This window comes from Bradyrhizobium sp. Ash2021, from assembly GCF_031202265.1.
Taxonomy (GTDB): Bacteria; Pseudomonadota; Alphaproteobacteria; order Rhizobiales; family Xanthobacteraceae; genus Bradyrhizobium.
The window spans coordinates 192957-207096 of sequence record NZ_CP100605.1 but is presented as its reverse complement, the minus strand read 5'-3'; the positions used below and the strand labels follow the sequence as shown (position 1 = coordinate 207096).

General features: G+C 59.5%; 13 protein-coding genes and 4 pseudogenes. 8 read left to right on the top strand and 9 right to left on the bottom strand.

Annotated features, from left to right (window positions below; all coding sequences use genetic code 11):
- Positions 1-74 precede the first annotated feature (74 nt).
- A pseudogene (locus NL528_RS45965) lies at positions 75-263 on the top strand (hypothetical protein); the annotation flags it as partial.
- Positions 264-273: 10 nt separating this feature from the next.
- On the opposite strand, the pseudogene NL528_RS45960 reads toward NL528_RS45965, so the two are convergent.
- A pseudogene (locus NL528_RS45960) lies at positions 274-1596 on the bottom strand (IS701 family transposase).
- Between the two features lie 98 nt (positions 1597-1694).
- Here NL528_RS45960 and NL528_RS45955 point away from each other — a divergent pair.
- The 3 genes and pseudogenes from NL528_RS45955 to NL528_RS45945 all read left to right on the top strand — a co-directional run bounded on the left by NL528_RS45955 (position 1695) and on the right by NL528_RS45945 (position 4635).
- On the top strand, positions 1695-2978 hold the full coding sequence (locus tag NL528_RS45955; RefSeq protein WP_309181748.1) for an IS256 family transposase: 1284 nt from the start codon (positions 1695-1697) through the stop codon (positions 2976-2978).
- Between the two features lie 8 nt (positions 2979-2986).
- Positions 2987-3274, top strand: a pseudogene (locus NL528_RS45950) (NYN domain-containing protein); the annotation flags it as partial.
- A 228-nt stretch (positions 3275-3502) separates the two neighbouring features.
- Positions 3503-4635, top strand: a protein-coding gene (locus tag NL528_RS45945; RefSeq protein WP_143206051.1) for an IS3 family transposase whose coding sequence is annotated in 2 segments (ribosomal slippage) — positions 3503-3758 and positions 3758-4635 — 1134 coding nt in all. Because the reading frame shifts where the segments join, the coding sequence is not laid out codon by codon here.
- A gap of 433 nt (positions 4636-5068) precedes the next feature.
- Here the strand turns inward: NL528_RS45945 and NL528_RS45940 are convergent.
- From NL528_RS45940 to NL528_RS45920, 5 genes are all read right to left on the bottom strand, one after another.
- Entirely contained in the window at positions 5069-5341 is a 273-nt protein-coding gene (locus NL528_RS45940) for a DUF1488 family protein (RefSeq protein WP_309185423.1), read from the bottom strand.
- 848 nt (positions 5342-6189) lie between these two features.
- Positions 6190-6480, bottom strand: a complete 291-nt coding sequence (locus tag NL528_RS45935) for a hypothetical protein (protein ID WP_309185422.1) — start codon at positions 6478-6480, stop codon at positions 6190-6192.
- A 12-nt stretch (positions 6481-6492) separates the two neighbouring features.
- On the bottom strand, positions 6493-6663 hold the full coding sequence (locus tag NL528_RS45930) for a hypothetical protein (protein ID WP_309185421.1): 171 nt from the start codon (positions 6661-6663) through the stop codon (positions 6493-6495).
- Positions 6664-6863: 200 nt separating this feature from the next.
- Positions 6864-7124, bottom strand: coding sequence for a hypothetical protein (locus NL528_RS45925; RefSeq protein WP_309185419.1), 261 nt, complete (start codon positions 7122-7124; stop codon positions 6864-6866).
- Positions 7093-7563 carry a hypothetical protein gene (locus NL528_RS45920; RefSeq protein ID WP_309185418.1) on the bottom strand — a complete coding sequence of 157 codons (471 nt, stop codon included), beginning with the start codon at positions 7561-7563 and terminating at the stop codon, positions 7093-7095. Before NL528_RS45920 ends, NL528_RS45925 begins: the two co-directional genes overlap by 32 nt.
- Positions 7564-7844: 281 nt before the next feature.
- Here NL528_RS45920 and NL528_RS45915 point away from each other — a divergent pair, with 281 nt between their 5' ends.
- The gene (locus NL528_RS45915) at positions 7845-8108 is read left to right on the top strand and encodes a DUF3551 domain-containing protein (protein WP_309185417.1); all 264 of its coding nucleotides are present in this window, start codon (positions 7845-7847) and stop codon (positions 8106-8108) included.
- 482 nt (positions 8109-8590) lie between these two features.
- Here the strand turns inward: NL528_RS45915 and NL528_RS45910 are convergent, their stop codons facing one another.
- The gene (locus NL528_RS45910; protein WP_309185416.1) at positions 8591-8932 is read right to left on the bottom strand and encodes a hypothetical protein; all 342 of its coding nucleotides are present in this window, start codon (positions 8930-8932) and stop codon (positions 8591-8593) included.
- Between the two features lie 38 nt (positions 8933-8970).
- Here NL528_RS45910 and NL528_RS47455 point away from each other — a divergent pair, with 38 nt between their 5' ends.
- Positions 8971-9447 (top strand): helix-turn-helix domain-containing protein, encoded by a 477-nt coding sequence (locus tag NL528_RS47455; RefSeq protein WP_375144125.1) that lies wholly within the window; start codon positions 8971-8973, stop codon positions 9445-9447.
- Between the two features lie 262 nt (positions 9448-9709).
- Here NL528_RS47455 and NL528_RS45905 read toward each other — a convergent pair whose 3' ends face one another.
- Both NL528_RS45905 and NL528_RS45900 read right to left on the bottom strand, forming a co-directional pair.
- A complete protein-coding gene (locus tag NL528_RS45905) occupies positions 9710-10522 on the bottom strand; it encodes a class I SAM-dependent methyltransferase (protein ID WP_309185414.1) in 813 nt (270 codons plus the stop codon).
- A 496-nt stretch (positions 10523-11018) separates the two neighbouring features.
- Positions 11019-11852 carry a DUF4118 domain-containing protein gene (locus tag NL528_RS45900; RefSeq protein ID WP_309185412.1) on the bottom strand — a complete coding sequence of 278 codons (834 nt, stop codon included), beginning with the start codon at positions 11850-11852 and terminating at the stop codon, positions 11019-11021.
- Positions 11853-11995: 143 nt separating this feature from the next.
- Here NL528_RS45900 and NL528_RS45895 point away from each other — a divergent pair, with 143 nt between their 5' ends.
- The gene (locus tag NL528_RS45895) at positions 11996-13279 is read left to right on the top strand and encodes an IS256 family transposase (protein ID WP_309176722.1); all 1284 of its coding nucleotides are present in this window, start codon (positions 11996-11998) and stop codon (positions 13277-13279) included.
- A 277-nt stretch (positions 13280-13556) separates the two neighbouring features.
- A pseudogene (locus tag NL528_RS45890) lies at positions 13557-14076 on the top strand (Na+/H+ antiporter NhaA); the annotation flags it as partial.
- Between the last annotated feature and the right edge of the window lie 64 nt (positions 14077-14140).

Below are 14140 nucleotides of genomic sequence, written 5' to 3'. Positions count from 1 at the left end.
AGTCGCACGGAATTTTAGGACTTTTGCAAAAGTATCGGCACGAAGCGGACTAAAATGCTGCGCAACCAAACATCTGGCCACCGCTCATAGCCGATGGCGATGCCAAAGCGACCCCCGATATGACCATCGCTGTACGCGACGACGGCAAGAAGATGTGGGCATACAAAGGCAAACCACTCTACACGTTCAAAAAAGATGCTACGCTAGGCGAGACTAATGGCGACGGCTTTCTTAATGGGGCATGGCATATGGCGAAGCCGTAATCAATTAATCTTACTGCGTCATAAAATTTTGTACTTCGCCGGGTTCCTGATCGGAGCGGCGCAGCACGGACATCGCGGCAAGTTTTTGACGAGCGCGAGAACGAGCCGTCGGCGCATGGTGGTAATCGAGTTTGGAATGTGCCGCTCGGGCCGCAGCGGTGGAGCCTCTGGGTCTGTAACCTTGGGGAATGATAGGCGCCTGGAACATCGCGGTGGAACGAGGTGCTGAGGGGGGAATCGTCTCCCGCTCGGAGATCAGGCATCCGTAGGTCGCGATGCAGAGTGTGGCGTGATGGTGGAAGCCACGCCATCCCCGCCCTTCGAAATGCCCGAGCCCGACCTCCTGCTTCAGCTCCTGATAATCGCGCTCGATGCGCCAGCGTAGCTTGGTGAGATCTACCAGGTTGCCGAAGGTGATATTTTGTTGAAGCGTCGAGAACCAATATTTTGTCGGCTCGGCCTCACCTTTCGGCCACTCGATCAACAGCCATTCTTCCGGGCGGCTCTTGGTAAGATTGTAATCGCGATGGGCGACACGGATACGCAACCGGGCAAAGCGCGAGGACAACTGTTCGGCCGAGCCTTCGCGCCACGCGATCTTGTGCCAGGCTTTGGCCGGCAAGCCCAAAGCAAGCTGCTTGACTGAGGTCGGCCGATGATTGCGATCACGCCGTATCAACTTCGGTGGCCGTCCGCGGCCCGACCAGGTTTTGGGATGCAACGGCGCCATACCCGGCGCCCATACCGTGGTGTTCGGCAAGATGCCGGCCACATAGGTCTACCCCAGTGCGCTGATGCTGCTGCGCAGTTCCGTGTTGCAGCCATATCCGGCGTCCATCAGCACCACACCGGGCGGCAGGCCGGCTGCACTGGCCGCACGAATCTGCTCGAGCGCGATCTCGGGCTTGGTCCTAAAGCGAATATCATCGGGCACGCCTGTTTTGCGCCGGCGGTCATCGTCCACCACCCACTGTTCCGGCAAATAAAGGCGGTAGGCCACCGGCAGGCTGGCGTGACGATTGGCAATCGATAGCGACACCGCGACCTGACAATTGTCCTGCTTGCCGAGTTGACCACAATACTGCCGTGCCACCCCTACCGAATGCCGGCCCTGTTTGGGGAAACCCGTGTCGTCGATAATCCAGGCCTCGATCTGCCCATGGCGCACGATCTCCGGCAGGACCATCTCGCGCTCCTTGGCCAAGACCTTTTCGTCCGACCAGCGCCCTTCGCCGACAAAATGCAGTAGTGTTTGATGCTGCGCTGCCGTCCGCTCAGGGGCGGTCACCGCCGCCATAGGCTCTACGCTCTTGCGCTCGCATGGCATCATCAGGAGCTATCGCTGAAAGTTGGTGACGGCGGGAATCGGAAAGGCGGCATATCGTGGGGGTGCTTGACGCCTCCACTTCTCCACCGAAGGAGCGATATGCCGTGTCCAAAGATAACATCATCAAGCTGATTCAGCCAGCAAACGTCGACGATCAACTCACGGAAATCTTGCGTACTGGGGCACGTGTTCTGTTGGCCCAGGCGGTCGAGGCCGAGGTCGCGGACTTTCTCGGCAAGCATGCCGATTTGAAGACCGCAGACGGCCACCAGCGGGTCGTGCGCCACGGTCACCTGCCGGAGCGCGAGGTGATGACCGGTATCGGTCCGGTCGCCGTCCGCCAGCCGCGTGTGCGCGATCGCGAGGCGGACGCTACCGACCCCGACCGCATCCGGTTCTCGCCCTCGATCCTGCCGCCCTATATGCGCCGCTCTAAATCGATCGAGACGCTGCTGCCGATCCTTTACCTGAAGGGTATCTCGACCGGCGACTTCTCCGAGGCGCTGGCAGCACTGCTCGGCAAGGATGCTGCCGGATTGTCGGCATCCGCCATCGGCCGCCTGAAGGACGGCTGGCTTGACGAACACACCGCGTGGCAGAGGCGCGATCTGTCGGCGAAACGTTACGTCTACATCTGGGCCGATGGCATCCATCTCCAGGCACGCCTCGAAGACGAAAAGCAGTGCATCCTGGTGCTGATCGGCGCGACGCCGGAAGGCCGCAAGGAACTGGTCGGCTTCACCGATGGCGCCCGCGAGAGCGCGCAGGACTGGCGCGATCTGCTGCTCGATCTGAAGCGGCGCGGGCTCGACGTGCCGCCGCGGCTTACCATCGCCGATGGCGCGCTCGGGTTCTGGAAGGCCGCCGGTGAGGTCTGGCCGAAAACGCGCGAGCAGCGCTGCTGGGTGCACAAGACCGCGAACGTACTCGCCAAGTTGCCGAAGAGCCAGCAGCCGAAGGCCAAACGCGCGTTGCAGGAGATCTGGATGGCCGAAACCAAGGCCGCCGCCGAGCTGGCGTTCGACGCCTTCATCGCGAGCTACACGCCCAAATACGAGAAGGCGGCCGACTGCCTGGGCAAGGATCGGGACACGCTACTGGCGTTCTACGACTTCCCGGCCGAGCACTGGAAACACCTGCGAACGACCAATCCCATTGAAAGCACCTTCGCTACCGTGCGCCACCGCACGATCCGATCGAAGGGATGCCTGTCCAACAGGACGGCGCTCGCGATGGTCTTCAAGCTGCTCGAGGCCGCGCAGAAAAGCTGGCGTCGTCTCGATGGCCACAACCAGTTGCCAAAACTCGTTCTCGGTGTGACATTCAACAACGGGATCGAGGTCATCGCTAAACCCGCTGACCGTCAGCCCATAACCGCCGCCGCCTGACCGGCCCGGCCCACATCGAACTCGCGGTCGATGCCTTGGAACTGGCCGAGCATGTCGACCAGATTGTGCTGTTCTCGGGCGACGGCGATTTCCGCTCGCTGGTCGAGGCGGTGCAGCGGCGCGGCGCCCGGGTTACCGTAGTCTCGACGATTTCAAGCCAACCGCCGATGATTGCCGACGAGTTACGGCGTCAGGCGGATATTTTCACTGATCTTGTGGAGCTCAGGTCGAAAATCGGACGCGACGTTTCGGACCGTTCCGCCGCCACGCCAGCTCCGCTCAACGATTTCAGGTAACACGTGACGGAGCGATACTTAGAGCTTGTCATCCGCTTCGGTGGCATCATTTGCTTTCCAGCTGCTGCCAGCAGCGAGCAACAGAAACAACGCCCGATAGGCTTGGTATCTAGCTGCTTGCCGGGTCCTTTCCCACCCGCTCATAGAGCCGGTCGCGGAAATCTGGACAGAACGATAAGTGGAATTTCTGCCTGACAGCGGCGATAATTGCCGTGAACAGGAGAGACCATGAGCAGACGACCCCGGCGGAACCACTCACCGGCCTTCAAGGCGAAGGTGGCTCTGGCCGCCATCAAGGGCGATCGGACGATAGCCCAGCTGGCGGAGCATTTCGACGTTCACCCCAATCAGATTACGGCCTGGAAATCACAGCTTGAGGGCGGCGCCTCTGATATTTTCGGATCGGGGGGCGGGACGCCGGCCACGCCCGCGGTCGATGTGAAGTCGCTGCATGCCAAGATCGGGGAGCTGACGCTGGAGAACGATTTTTTAGAAGGCGCGCTCACCAAGGCGGGATTGCTGAGCGCAAAGCGATGATCGACCGTAAGCACGATCTGTCGATCACCAAGCAGGCAGAGATTTTGAAGGTCAGTCGCGGCAGCGTGTACTATCTGCCGCGTCCAGTCTCTTCAGCCGACCTCGAGATCATGCAGCGTCTCGATCGGCTGCACCTGGAGTATCCCTTCGCCGGTTCGCGTATGTTGCGAGGCCTGCTGGCTTTGCAGGGGTGCAAGATCGGCCGCCGGCATGTGAAGACGCTCATGCGGCGGATGGGGATAGAGGCGCTCTATCGCCGTCCGCGCACCACCAAGCCCGAGCCCGGCCACAAGATCTATCCGTATCTGCTGCGCGGCATCGAGATCCGGCGGCCGAACCAGGTCTGGGCCATGGACATCACGTACATTCCGATGGCGCACGGCTTCGTCTATCTCGCCGTGGTGCTGGACTGGGCGACACGTCGTGTTCTGTCGTGGCGGCTGTCGATCACGATGGAGGCGGCCTTCTGCGTCGAGACCCTGGAAGATGCCTTGGCTCGCCACGGCAAGCCGGACATCTTCAACACCGATCAGGGCTCTCAGTTCACCGGCGCGGCGTTCACCGGCCTGCTCGCCAGCAATGGCATCGCCATCAGCATGGATGGCAAAGGGGCCTGGCGGGACAATGTGTTCGTCGAACGGCTGTGGCGCAGCGTCAAATACGAGGAGGTCTATCTGCGAGCCTACGAAACCGTCGGCGAGGCGCGACATTCGATCGGCCGGTATCTCGACTTTTACAACGGCCGACGTCCTCATTCGAGTCTTGACGACATGACCCCGGATCAAGCCTACTTCGATCTTCCGCCGCTCCGCGCGGCGGCCTAACCTCGGCAGAGGCTCCACTTATCGACGCGGAATTTTTGTTCAGACAACCGGGGCCAGCTCACATGACAGGAGTTCCGTCAGCACTGCAAACCTGCCATTTCCATTTCGTCGGGCGGCGCTCGATAACCACCACTTCGAACACGTTTAACTCCTACCCCTCTTTAGGCGCGCCAATTCTTTGTAAAGCAACGTGGATGCCAGGTTCAATTAAAGTGTAAAACAAAAATCTAAGTTCGGTCGGAATAAAGTGACCGCTTTGGAGTTTCTTAACTTCGGCCCGAGCGACCAGGTCTTTATGCCGCCGCCCCGATCTTCCTTTTCAGCCCCGCTCAGGCGCGTATTCGGCGAAGCTGTTCGCTAAGAACGCAGAATTGGCACAGCTGCTCCCAGCTGTGAGCACCACCATGAGGGCGTGATGAGCGCGGCAAGTGCATTATCGTTTGGGCAAATGCTTCGCGAAAACGCGGATCAGCTTGCTCGGCCGAGCATCAAACTGCTGGGACGCAAGTTCCTCGATGTTGGCGCGATACTCCTCGAACTGAGCGTTGCGGTCCGCGAACCCTCCCGTTCCGCGCGTTCCGGCCAAATCATCCAGAGCAGCGCTGCTTATTTCGCAATCGATGGCTTGGACACCGTTCATCATCGTGAAGCGGAAAAGCATCTTGTCAGCGTCGTAGCCAATGATTTCGCTCCTGGTCAGCGGCATCAGGCAGCCTCGTGAATTCCCCGCGGCCAAAATGCTGGCCTTTTGCGGGGTTGTCGAGAGGGCCGAAGGGTCCTGTCGCCCGCGCTAAAATAAAACCCCCGCCGGGTCTGGGACCGACGGGGGCATTTGGGAAAGATGGTGCGAGGCGAGGGTCAATCTCGGTGTCGCTCCAAGGACCCACGGACACCAAACGGGGCCAGCAACTTGCTGCAAGACGAATTTGTGAGCAACCGAACGCAAATGTATACAGGCGTTCGTCATTCGCACGCGACCCGAAACCCAAGCCTTCTGGATCGTTCTTCGAGAGCAGATTTTCGGCCGCGGCTTCGCTCGCAAAAACTTTCAAATGGGATCGGTATCGCCGACTGTCGTGGGCGGTTGAGCGAACTCACGCATTGCACAACAGATGCCTCAAATATCAGCTGGAAGTCCGCGCGAGTCACAGCCATTCTCGTGACCAATCGTCCCGACAAACGTGGACGAAACTAGGGAGACGCGGGATGGTTTTGGTCGCGTTGGAAATCAACTTCGCTCTTTGGATCATGATCGGCTGTGCGGGCATGAAGGCCGCCCAGCTTGTGCAGTATCTGAGCTGATCAAAAGAAAAGATACTGCGCCAGCGAAATCGCGACCCATCCAAGACCGACCAACCAGCCGGTCATGGCGACGTCGCATGCAGTAAAAAAGCCAATTGTAATAATCCGCGCGCGCGGCGTGCCGGCTCGTCGCTTCCGTGACAACAATGTGGTCTATCTCGAACCATTTCTCCGCGGCGTCCACATTTGCGAACACCTTGATGTGCTCGGCGTCGCCAACCTGCCTGCTCGTGTTGACGTAGACTAAGACGGTCATTGGTCTCTCTTCAGCTTGCGCTTGCCCCAATGAGTACTCTTGCGCGAGGGATCAAACACCGGTTCGACGTGCCGGTTCAAGGCCCGCATCACGCCAATCCGGGCGAACATCGCCGGGCCGCCTTTCTCGGCGACGAGAATGAGCGCTTCCATGGCGTGCTGCCATTCCGGCGCGTCGTGCTCGGCTTTCGGCAGCTTGGTAATGTAGGTGGCGGCATCTCTGAGCGTGACGATCTGGCGGCCGTCCGGCAGCGGTATCGGGTCATCAAACGGCGCGGACCAAGGCATGCTGTGATTGTCTCACCATGCCGGGGTCGAGTAGTCGAGCGCCACACGGCGTCCTTTGTACCAGCCCCAATCCGACGGCTTCGGTTCAAAAGGACAGTCGCTGCCCCACCGCTCGCCCAGATCGAGATAGTTTTCGAGGGTCATCATCTCTGCCATCGGCTCGGCCGCCGCCATGATGAGCATTCGACCGTTCGACGAAATCCACAGCACCGGGCAGAGCATTTTGCGGCGATCATCGCTCGTGGTTTGATAGAGATCTGCCTCATATCTGTTGCAGTCGCGGCCCAACGCGTTGCGGGCAAACTTTAGAGCCCATCGGCCGATTACGATGACCGGCCGCCTGAACGAACCGGCTCGCGATATGCTGATTGTGGGCATCATGCTTAGGCGAACAGCTCGGCGCCGGCGGGTGTAAATTTCACGTAAGTCCCGGATTCGTGCAGCCACAGCCAGCCGCGCTCGATCGCAAGCTTGAGCCCAGCGCCATATTCGGCCGGGCTGCCGCCGGCCTTCAGAAACGGCCCGTTGATCTTTTCGATGTGGATCCGCCCGTCCTGGACGGCTTCGGTCGCGTTGGCGATTTCCAGCAGCTTGCGGCCGGCTTTTTCCGGATCAGCGAATGGGCGATCGGTGGTGAGTTTCACGACGGTGCTTGGTGATATGGGGGACGTGGATCAGGCTGTGTTCGAGCTGGTGACTATCAAACGTCTCGCCGCAGGGACAGCGCATCGTCGAATTCGGCTTCTGCGTCGGCAGCTTTTCCCCGGCTTCCCACATGGCATATTTCCGCGTGGTCCAATCGCGCTGATCACGCCACGCTTGGTAATCGGCAGGCGCCCGCTTCGCCGAAAAGACTCGCCATGCCCCTTCGAAGTCGTCGCGCGCCTGCTCGAACGTCGCGGCCGTGCCGTCGAGATATTCGTCTGGCTCCGATCCGGGGTAGAAGCCGCATTGCCAACCCCATTGATCGACGTCGACCGGCACCCCGGCGCGGCGCGCGATCGTGCCGACCTGGACGTCGCCGAAATAGACCTGCCAGCAGTCGGCGCGGTGCTTCGAATGCTTGCGGGTGAGGGCGGGCATGGCCCATCAAAGCGCGCCGCGGGACGTCCGGCAATCACCCAAGATGTAGGGGCGAGGAACGAGACCGCGCCGCTGGCGGTCGCGGGTGGCTCGGGACGAGCCCCGCCGGTTCACGCTGGCGGGTTTTTCTTTGGGCTACGGGTACGGCGACGTATTAGCGTTACGCGCGTGGGAATTCGGAGCGGCCGACATGCTGGCGAGATGCATATTGGTTCCCTAAATCAGACCCCAAGGCGGAAACTGCAGCTCAACTGCAGCCGCCAATTTCGGAGGAGGTTCTGATGCGCATTCTGCTTTTGGCGACTTTGGCGATCGGCACGGTTTCCGCCGCTGCGCCGGCGCGATCTCAGACCAATGATCCAAGCTACCCGGTTTGCCTGCACGTCTACGGCAAGGCCACCTATTACGAGTGCCGTTATACATCACTGGCGCAATGCGCCGGGTCGGCATCCGGCCGCGCGGCACAATGCGTGCTCAATCCGTATGTGGCGAATGCGCTCGAGTCGCCGAGGTGGCGCCAGAGGCGGTATCGCGGAGCCTACTGACTGGGGCCGGTCGTCCCCGGGGGTCGGGCGCGGGCCGCAGCGGTGGTGCCTGAAGGATATCGTTAACTGAGTTGGGGGGTGTCCTAATTGGGACACCCCTTCTAGCGAATTAGGACACGATTCAGAATTGATGATACGGGGGCGTCCGATCTTCAGCCCCCAGCCCCTGATCGGGCGCATTTCAAGAACGGCCTCAGCGCAACCCACTTGCGCTGGGGTCGTTTGCTTTGTCTGAGCAACGACAACGGCAAGGGGGTTGAGCACGTTTGGTGACGCCAGACCGGCGCGGTGGCGGGTACTGGCCGAATTAGGCCACCCGCAGATTCAAAACAGGCCACTCTAAAACACCGTCCGGCAATCGCCCAAGATGTGGGGCAGGGAAGGCGCCGAATCCGCTGGCGGTCGCGGGTGATCTAGCAACCATTCGAGAGAACAAATCACGAAGTGCCATGTACCATCCGTGTACCACTAACTAGGCGGTACTAAACGGGAAAGCCTGATACCAAAGGGTTTTCTTCAATAACAAATGGTACATGGAATTTTCGAGAATAAATCATCCATCGTATTGAAATCATTGGCGATCCCAGCAGAACTAATACATCGAACAAAATCAATCCCTTCCATAAGCAAACCTTCCTAAATGCATTCCTTGCAGCGAAAAGGCTTTTGGGAGCTTTGGCAAACCAGGGGGCGGCATGCGGCGACCTCCTAATCCAGAAATGCGAAGCCAGCGCGCGGGCGGCAACCCGGCGCTGGCCATTTGCAAGTTGGAAGGTCGTTTTGAGCAGGCCGAAATTACCCTTGTCGCCCTCCAGGCGCAACATCTGGTTCCGGCCGCGCTTCTTCCTTTCGGGGGCGCGCTATGAGCGGATCAGCATGCGCAAGCGGTACGGCCACGACGGTCACTTTTCTTCTGAAATGGAAAATGCTGCAGGCGATTCTGTTGGACCGGTCTCTCAGCCCGGCAGCCAAGGTGGTCGCAGCACTCCTCCTGGACCGGTACAACACCAAGACGCACCGGTGCGACCCCTCCTACCAGACCCTATCGGAGGACACCGGCTACACCCGTAGGCAGGTAATCCGGGGGGCGTCAGAACTCAGGCAGCAAGGCTGGATCACCGCGTCCCGAGGCGCCAGCAAGCCGGCAACGCGGATATCGTTTCATTCAAAATCGATCACGGACCTCCGTAGTGGCGTTGAAAAGCGACGCAGCAGCCGAGAAGTCCAAAGATCGGCTTTCGCGAGATTTTTAGGGTTGTTCGATTTTCGACTTTTGCAACAATATCGGCACAAAACGAACCTCATATTGGATGAAACCCGTGTCCGCACTCGGGGGTGAAGCGGACGTGGGCCCGAGGCCTGACGACTTCCACTATTGACCCTGGCTGCGTAAAAACGTGCACGAGCCAAGAATGCGCAGAATTGTTTTCTCTATCGTCTTCTCTTAGTAGTGGTCGCAAGCACTTTTGGTTTTCAAATTTACGAAAATCGAGAAGGAGTTTCTACACGTAGATTGAACGTTGGAGTTTTCACGCGGCCAAGACCCAAAGGCGACCTGGGCAGGCCCTGGACCCGGCTTCCCGTTGCATCCAACCCGCCCATCAGGCCTGCACGGTTACGCGGAGAAAGGTCGCCGGAATCGAAGTCGCGTCGTTGCTCGGGCTTTTATTCTGATTGTTAAATAGAGTTTCCAGCTCTCGCTGCAGATCGGACCCTCGTCCCGTCTTTTCCGCGGCATCAAAGGCATTCATGGTTGGCCCATAGTATTTTCTGAATGCATCGACGAGGTCTGACGGCTTGTCGGGGAAATTGAAGGTATAGGTGTCTCTGACGAATGATATGTTCTCCTTCGCAGCCCCCGCGCTTCCAAATCGCTCGATGACGTTAGTCTCGATGCCCCATGTCATCGGGCTGATGAAGCCCTCGGGCGGCGGCGGCGAGTACGCCGCGCTGATTTTCAGGATCTGCGCCACTAATGTCGGATCGTTCGGAATCCAATTCCCCATGACAATCCGTCCGCCGGGCCGCGTTACGCGCACCATCTCCTCGGCTACATCGAATGGCTTTGGTGCAAACATGGCACCAAAGATGCTAACGACCAGATCGAACGTATCGTCCTTGAGCTCGTGCAAGTTCGAGGCGTCGCCCTCCTGAAACTTACAATTCGTAAGGCCCAGCTCCTCGGCGCGTCTGTTCCCCGCCTCAACGAGGTTCCTCGCGATATCGACACCCAGTACTTCGGCTCCAAGTTTCGCTGCAGGAATCGCGGTTGTTCCGTCGCCACATCCGAGGTCCAGGATCTTGAGCCCCTTTGTGATTCCCAGCCTGCTGACGAGGACCTCTCCGCTATCTCTCATGCTCGCCGCAATTCGAGTGAAGTCACCTTTTTCCCAAAGTGCTTGGTTCGGATTCATCGGATCACTCCCACTGCTTCGCTCATTGGGCTTTGTGTTTTTGGCGAAGGACATCCAATAGCGCTGATGATTGTCAGCAAAGCAAGAACCAACGTCCAATTTGCTGCACCGCATTAGTCTGGAATTGGCACAAACCGGACATGCCGCCCGCGCCAACTGATGTCCGCCCCTGAGGGAATAGCGGACCTGGACCAGACCGCCCCGCGACTTCCGCTTTTGACCGTGGCTGTGTGAAAACGGCGCGCGCTCGCGATCGTCTAGAATGAAATTTCTCAAGCCGATAACGATCGACAGCGCGTGAGAACGCCTACGATGCAGTTCGCAATTTGATAGAACACGATTCTTTCGGTTCTCGTTGCCGCCGCGTATTTACGCAGCCAAGACCCGAGGCAGACCTTCCGATCTCACCAAATGAATGTCCCCGACGGGTGGAAAGCGGCCACTGGTTGTGCCCCGTGTCGATGGAACCAACCTGGATCGCGAGTTGCTCACCAGATCACGCCTGGAGTTGCTGCCGGTCGAGAGCCAAGGCAAGAACGCTCCCGACGACTTCAACCAGGACACCGGCTGTACGCGGTCGCTCGTCGGGATCAAATGCCAGTCCAATGACAGCCTGCTGTCCCGTGGAAGTAGGCGCAGGCCAGAAATCGAAACGCGAGGTATCGAACGGGTACACGCTTGCGGGGACAAGCCTAGCAGTCGCCAAGGATGCCCGCGCCGCCTCGAGTTCTAGCTCGACGGGTTCGAGCCCGCCGCGCCTCTCAACGAAATCCACAGCAGCCTCCAACAGGATCATGACGACGACAGGGACCTGGAAGATGGCTTCAAGAGCATTGGCGGTGTTGTAGATGATCGCTCTTGTATTGTCAGCCGCCAGGGTCTCGCGACTGTAGTGCTGGAGCGCCTCAGCTTGTCGCTTCAAAAGCGCCACTTCGTCTGCCTTGCGCCGGGCGGTAGAGGCTACCGCGCTTGCGATACATCCGCAGACAAAAAGCAGCGCAATCGCCCATACATTCGCTGGGTCATCGACGACAAGCGAGTAGCGCGGCTCGGTCAGGAAAAAATTGTAGGAAAGAGCTCCGAGTATTGCCGAGAAAAGGGAGGGACCTAGACCGAAAGTGACGGCGGCAACGACTACAGGAATCACGAAGACAAGAGACAGGTTCGGGATTGTCATCTTGGCGTCGATGCCGACTGCTATCACGGTTGCGAATGCTGTCATCAGGAGCGCCGCAATGTATCGCACTGCAAAGGGAGCCCTGAACAGTTGCAAAGCCGGCAACGGATCGGTGTCCGTGAGCGGCGTCTTCTCGTCTGGCGATGCGCTCATAGCGATGTTCCCTTATACAAAATGATGCTTACGACGCAGGGCGCGGAGCTATGGCCCAAAGTTGGTGACGGCGTGAATCGGGAAGGCGGCATATCGTGGGGGTGTTCAACGCCTCCACTTCTCCACCAAAGGAGCGATATGCCGTGTCTAAGGATACCGTCGTAAAACTGATTCAGCCAGGAACTTTCAGCGACCAACTCACCGACATTTTGCGCGATGGGGCGCGTGCCCTTCTCGCCCAGGCGGTGGAGGCCGAGGTCGCCGGGTTTCTTTCCAAGCATGCCGATTTGAAGACCGAGGATGGCCACCAACGCGTGGTGCGCCACGGTCATCTGCCCGAGCGCGAGGTGATGACGGGCATCGGCGCGGTCCCGGTGCGCCAGCCCCGCGTGCGCGATCGCGAGGCCGCAGCCGGCGATCCCCGCCGCATCCGCTTCTCGCCATCGATCTTGCCGCCCTATATGCGCCGCTCGAAGTCGATCGAGACGCTGCTACCGATCCTCTACCTGAAGGGCATCTCGACCGGCGATTTCTCGGACGCTCTGGCGGCCTTGCTCGGCAAGGATGCGCCCGGCCTCTCGGCCAGCGCCATCGGCCGCCTGAAGGACGGCTGGCAGGATGATCATGCCCAGTGGCGCAAGCGTGATTTGTCGGGCAAGCGCTACGTGTACGTCTGGGCGGACGGCATCCACCTCGAGGCGCGGCTGGAAGATGAAAAGCAGTGCATCCTGGTGCTGATCGGCGCGACGCCCGAGGGCAAGAAAGAGCTCGTCGGGTTCACCGATGGCGCTCGGGAAAGTGCGCAGGATTGGCGCGATCTGCTGCTGGATCTGAAGCGATGCGGGCTCGATGCCCGGCCCGAGCTGATGATCGCCGACGGCGCGCTCGGCTTCTGGAAAGCGGCCGGCGAGGTCTGGCCGAAAGCACGCGAGCAGCGCTGTTGGGTGCACAAGACGGCGAACGTGCTGGGCAAATTACCCAAGAGTGTGCAACCAAAGGCCAAGCGGGCGCTGCAGGAAATCTGGATGGCCGAGACCAAGGCCAATGCCGAAGTCGCCTTCGACGCCTTCATCGAAAGCTACACGCCGAAATACCAGAAGGCCGTCGATTGTCTGACGAAGGATCGCGACCTGCTGCTCGCCTTCTACGACTTCCCGGCCGAGCATTGGAAGCACCTGCGCACCACCAACCCGATTGAAAGCACTTTCGCGACCGTCCGCCACCGCACGATCCGATCGAAAGGCTGCCTCTCAAACAAGACCGCTCTCGCCATGGTATTCAAGCTGGTCGAAGGGGCGCAACGATCCTGGCGACGGCTCGACGGACATGCACACTTGCCAAAGATCATTCTCGGTGTGAAATTCACCGACGGGATCGAGGTCACCGCCAAGCTGGCCGCCCCTCAGCCCGCAACCGCCGCCGCCTGACTGATCAGGCCGTCACCAAAAATTGGCGATAGCTCCAGGGCGCGCTGGGGAACTCTCAATTGTGCAGGTACTCCGAGTTCTCTCCGCGCCCAAGCATACAATTTCGACGGCCGGTGTGAAGCATGGAGATATGACTGCAGCAGTCCGTGCGGACAACCGTCACCGCTCTGCTTTCCACCACGAGATTGGGCGGTCGTTGAATAAGGTTGCCTTCTTGCCGTTGCTGTGTAGAACGGCTTTCGGGTGTTCGCTGCTCGCAGCAGTGACAGGTCAAGCGATGGTCGGGCCGCCACGTAGAAAGCGTGCGCCCAATGGATCACCGACTGCCAGCCGCAGACCTGCCGCGAGTCCAATTCCTTGCCGAGCGGGCCGTCACCACACTACAGCGCTTCTTGCACGTCGAGGCCGTCAGCGGCGGCGTGCTCCTGATCGCAGCGGCCGCCGCACTAATTTGGGCCAACTCTCCCTTCGCCCACGACTATCATGCCCTCTGGCACCTGCCGCTCTCAATCGGACTTGGCGAGTTCGTCTTCTCCAGGTCGTTGCACTTTTGGATTAACGACGCGCTGATGACGATCTTCTTCCTCGTCGTAGGCATGGAGATTCGGCGCGAAATTCATGAAGGTGCGTTGAGCAGGCTCAATCAGGCAATTCTACCCGTGGTCGCGGCTGCCGGTGGCGTCATTATCCCCGCGCTGATTTACCTGAGCCTCAACACTGATCCGGTTCGCGGTCAGGGCTGGGCAGTACCAACCGCGACAGACATCGCGTTTGCCGTGGGGGTGCTCACACTGCTAGTCGCTCGCTTCAATCAGTTTGCAAGGACATGAGTTTTGTGATTCGCTTTGGTCGCATCGGATG

What these genes read in the sequence shown, in the direction of transcription:
- NL528_RS45930 (WP_309185421.1), bottom strand. Translation starts at nt 6,663, where the DNA reads ATGCTCATCATGGCGGCGGCCGAGCCGATGGCAGAGATGATGACCCTC.
- NL528_RS47455 (WP_375144125.1), top strand. Translation starts at nt 8,971, where the DNA reads ATGAGCGGATCAGCATGCGCAAGCGGTACGGCCACGACGGTCACTTTT.
- NL528_RS45915 (WP_309185417.1), top strand. Translation starts at nt 7,845, where the DNA reads ATGCGCATTCTGCTTTTGGCGACTTTGGCGATCGGCACGGTTTCCGCC.
- NL528_RS45905 (WP_309185414.1), bottom strand. Translation starts at nt 10,522, where the DNA reads ATGAATCCGAACCAAGCACTTTGGGAAAAAGGTGACTTCACTCGAATT.
- NL528_RS45940 (WP_309185423.1), bottom strand. Translation starts at nt 5,341, where the DNA reads ATGCCGCTGACCAGGAGCGAAATCATTGGCTACGACGCTGACAAGATG.
- NL528_RS45910 (WP_309185416.1), bottom strand. Translation starts at nt 8,932, where the DNA reads ATGTTGCGCCTGGAGGGCGACAAGGGTAATTTCGGCCTGCTCAAAACG.
- NL528_RS45920 (WP_309185418.1), bottom strand. Translation starts at nt 7,563, where the DNA reads ATGCCCGCCCTCACCCGCAAGCATTCGAAGCACCGCGCCGACTGCTGG.
- NL528_RS45900 (WP_309185412.1), bottom strand. Translation starts at nt 11,852, where the DNA reads ATGAGCGCATCGCCAGACGAGAAGACGCCGCTCACGGACACCGATCCG.
- NL528_RS45935 (WP_309185422.1), bottom strand. Translation starts at nt 6,480, where the DNA reads ATGCCTTGGTCCGCGCCGTTTGATGACCCGATACCGCTGCCGGACGGC.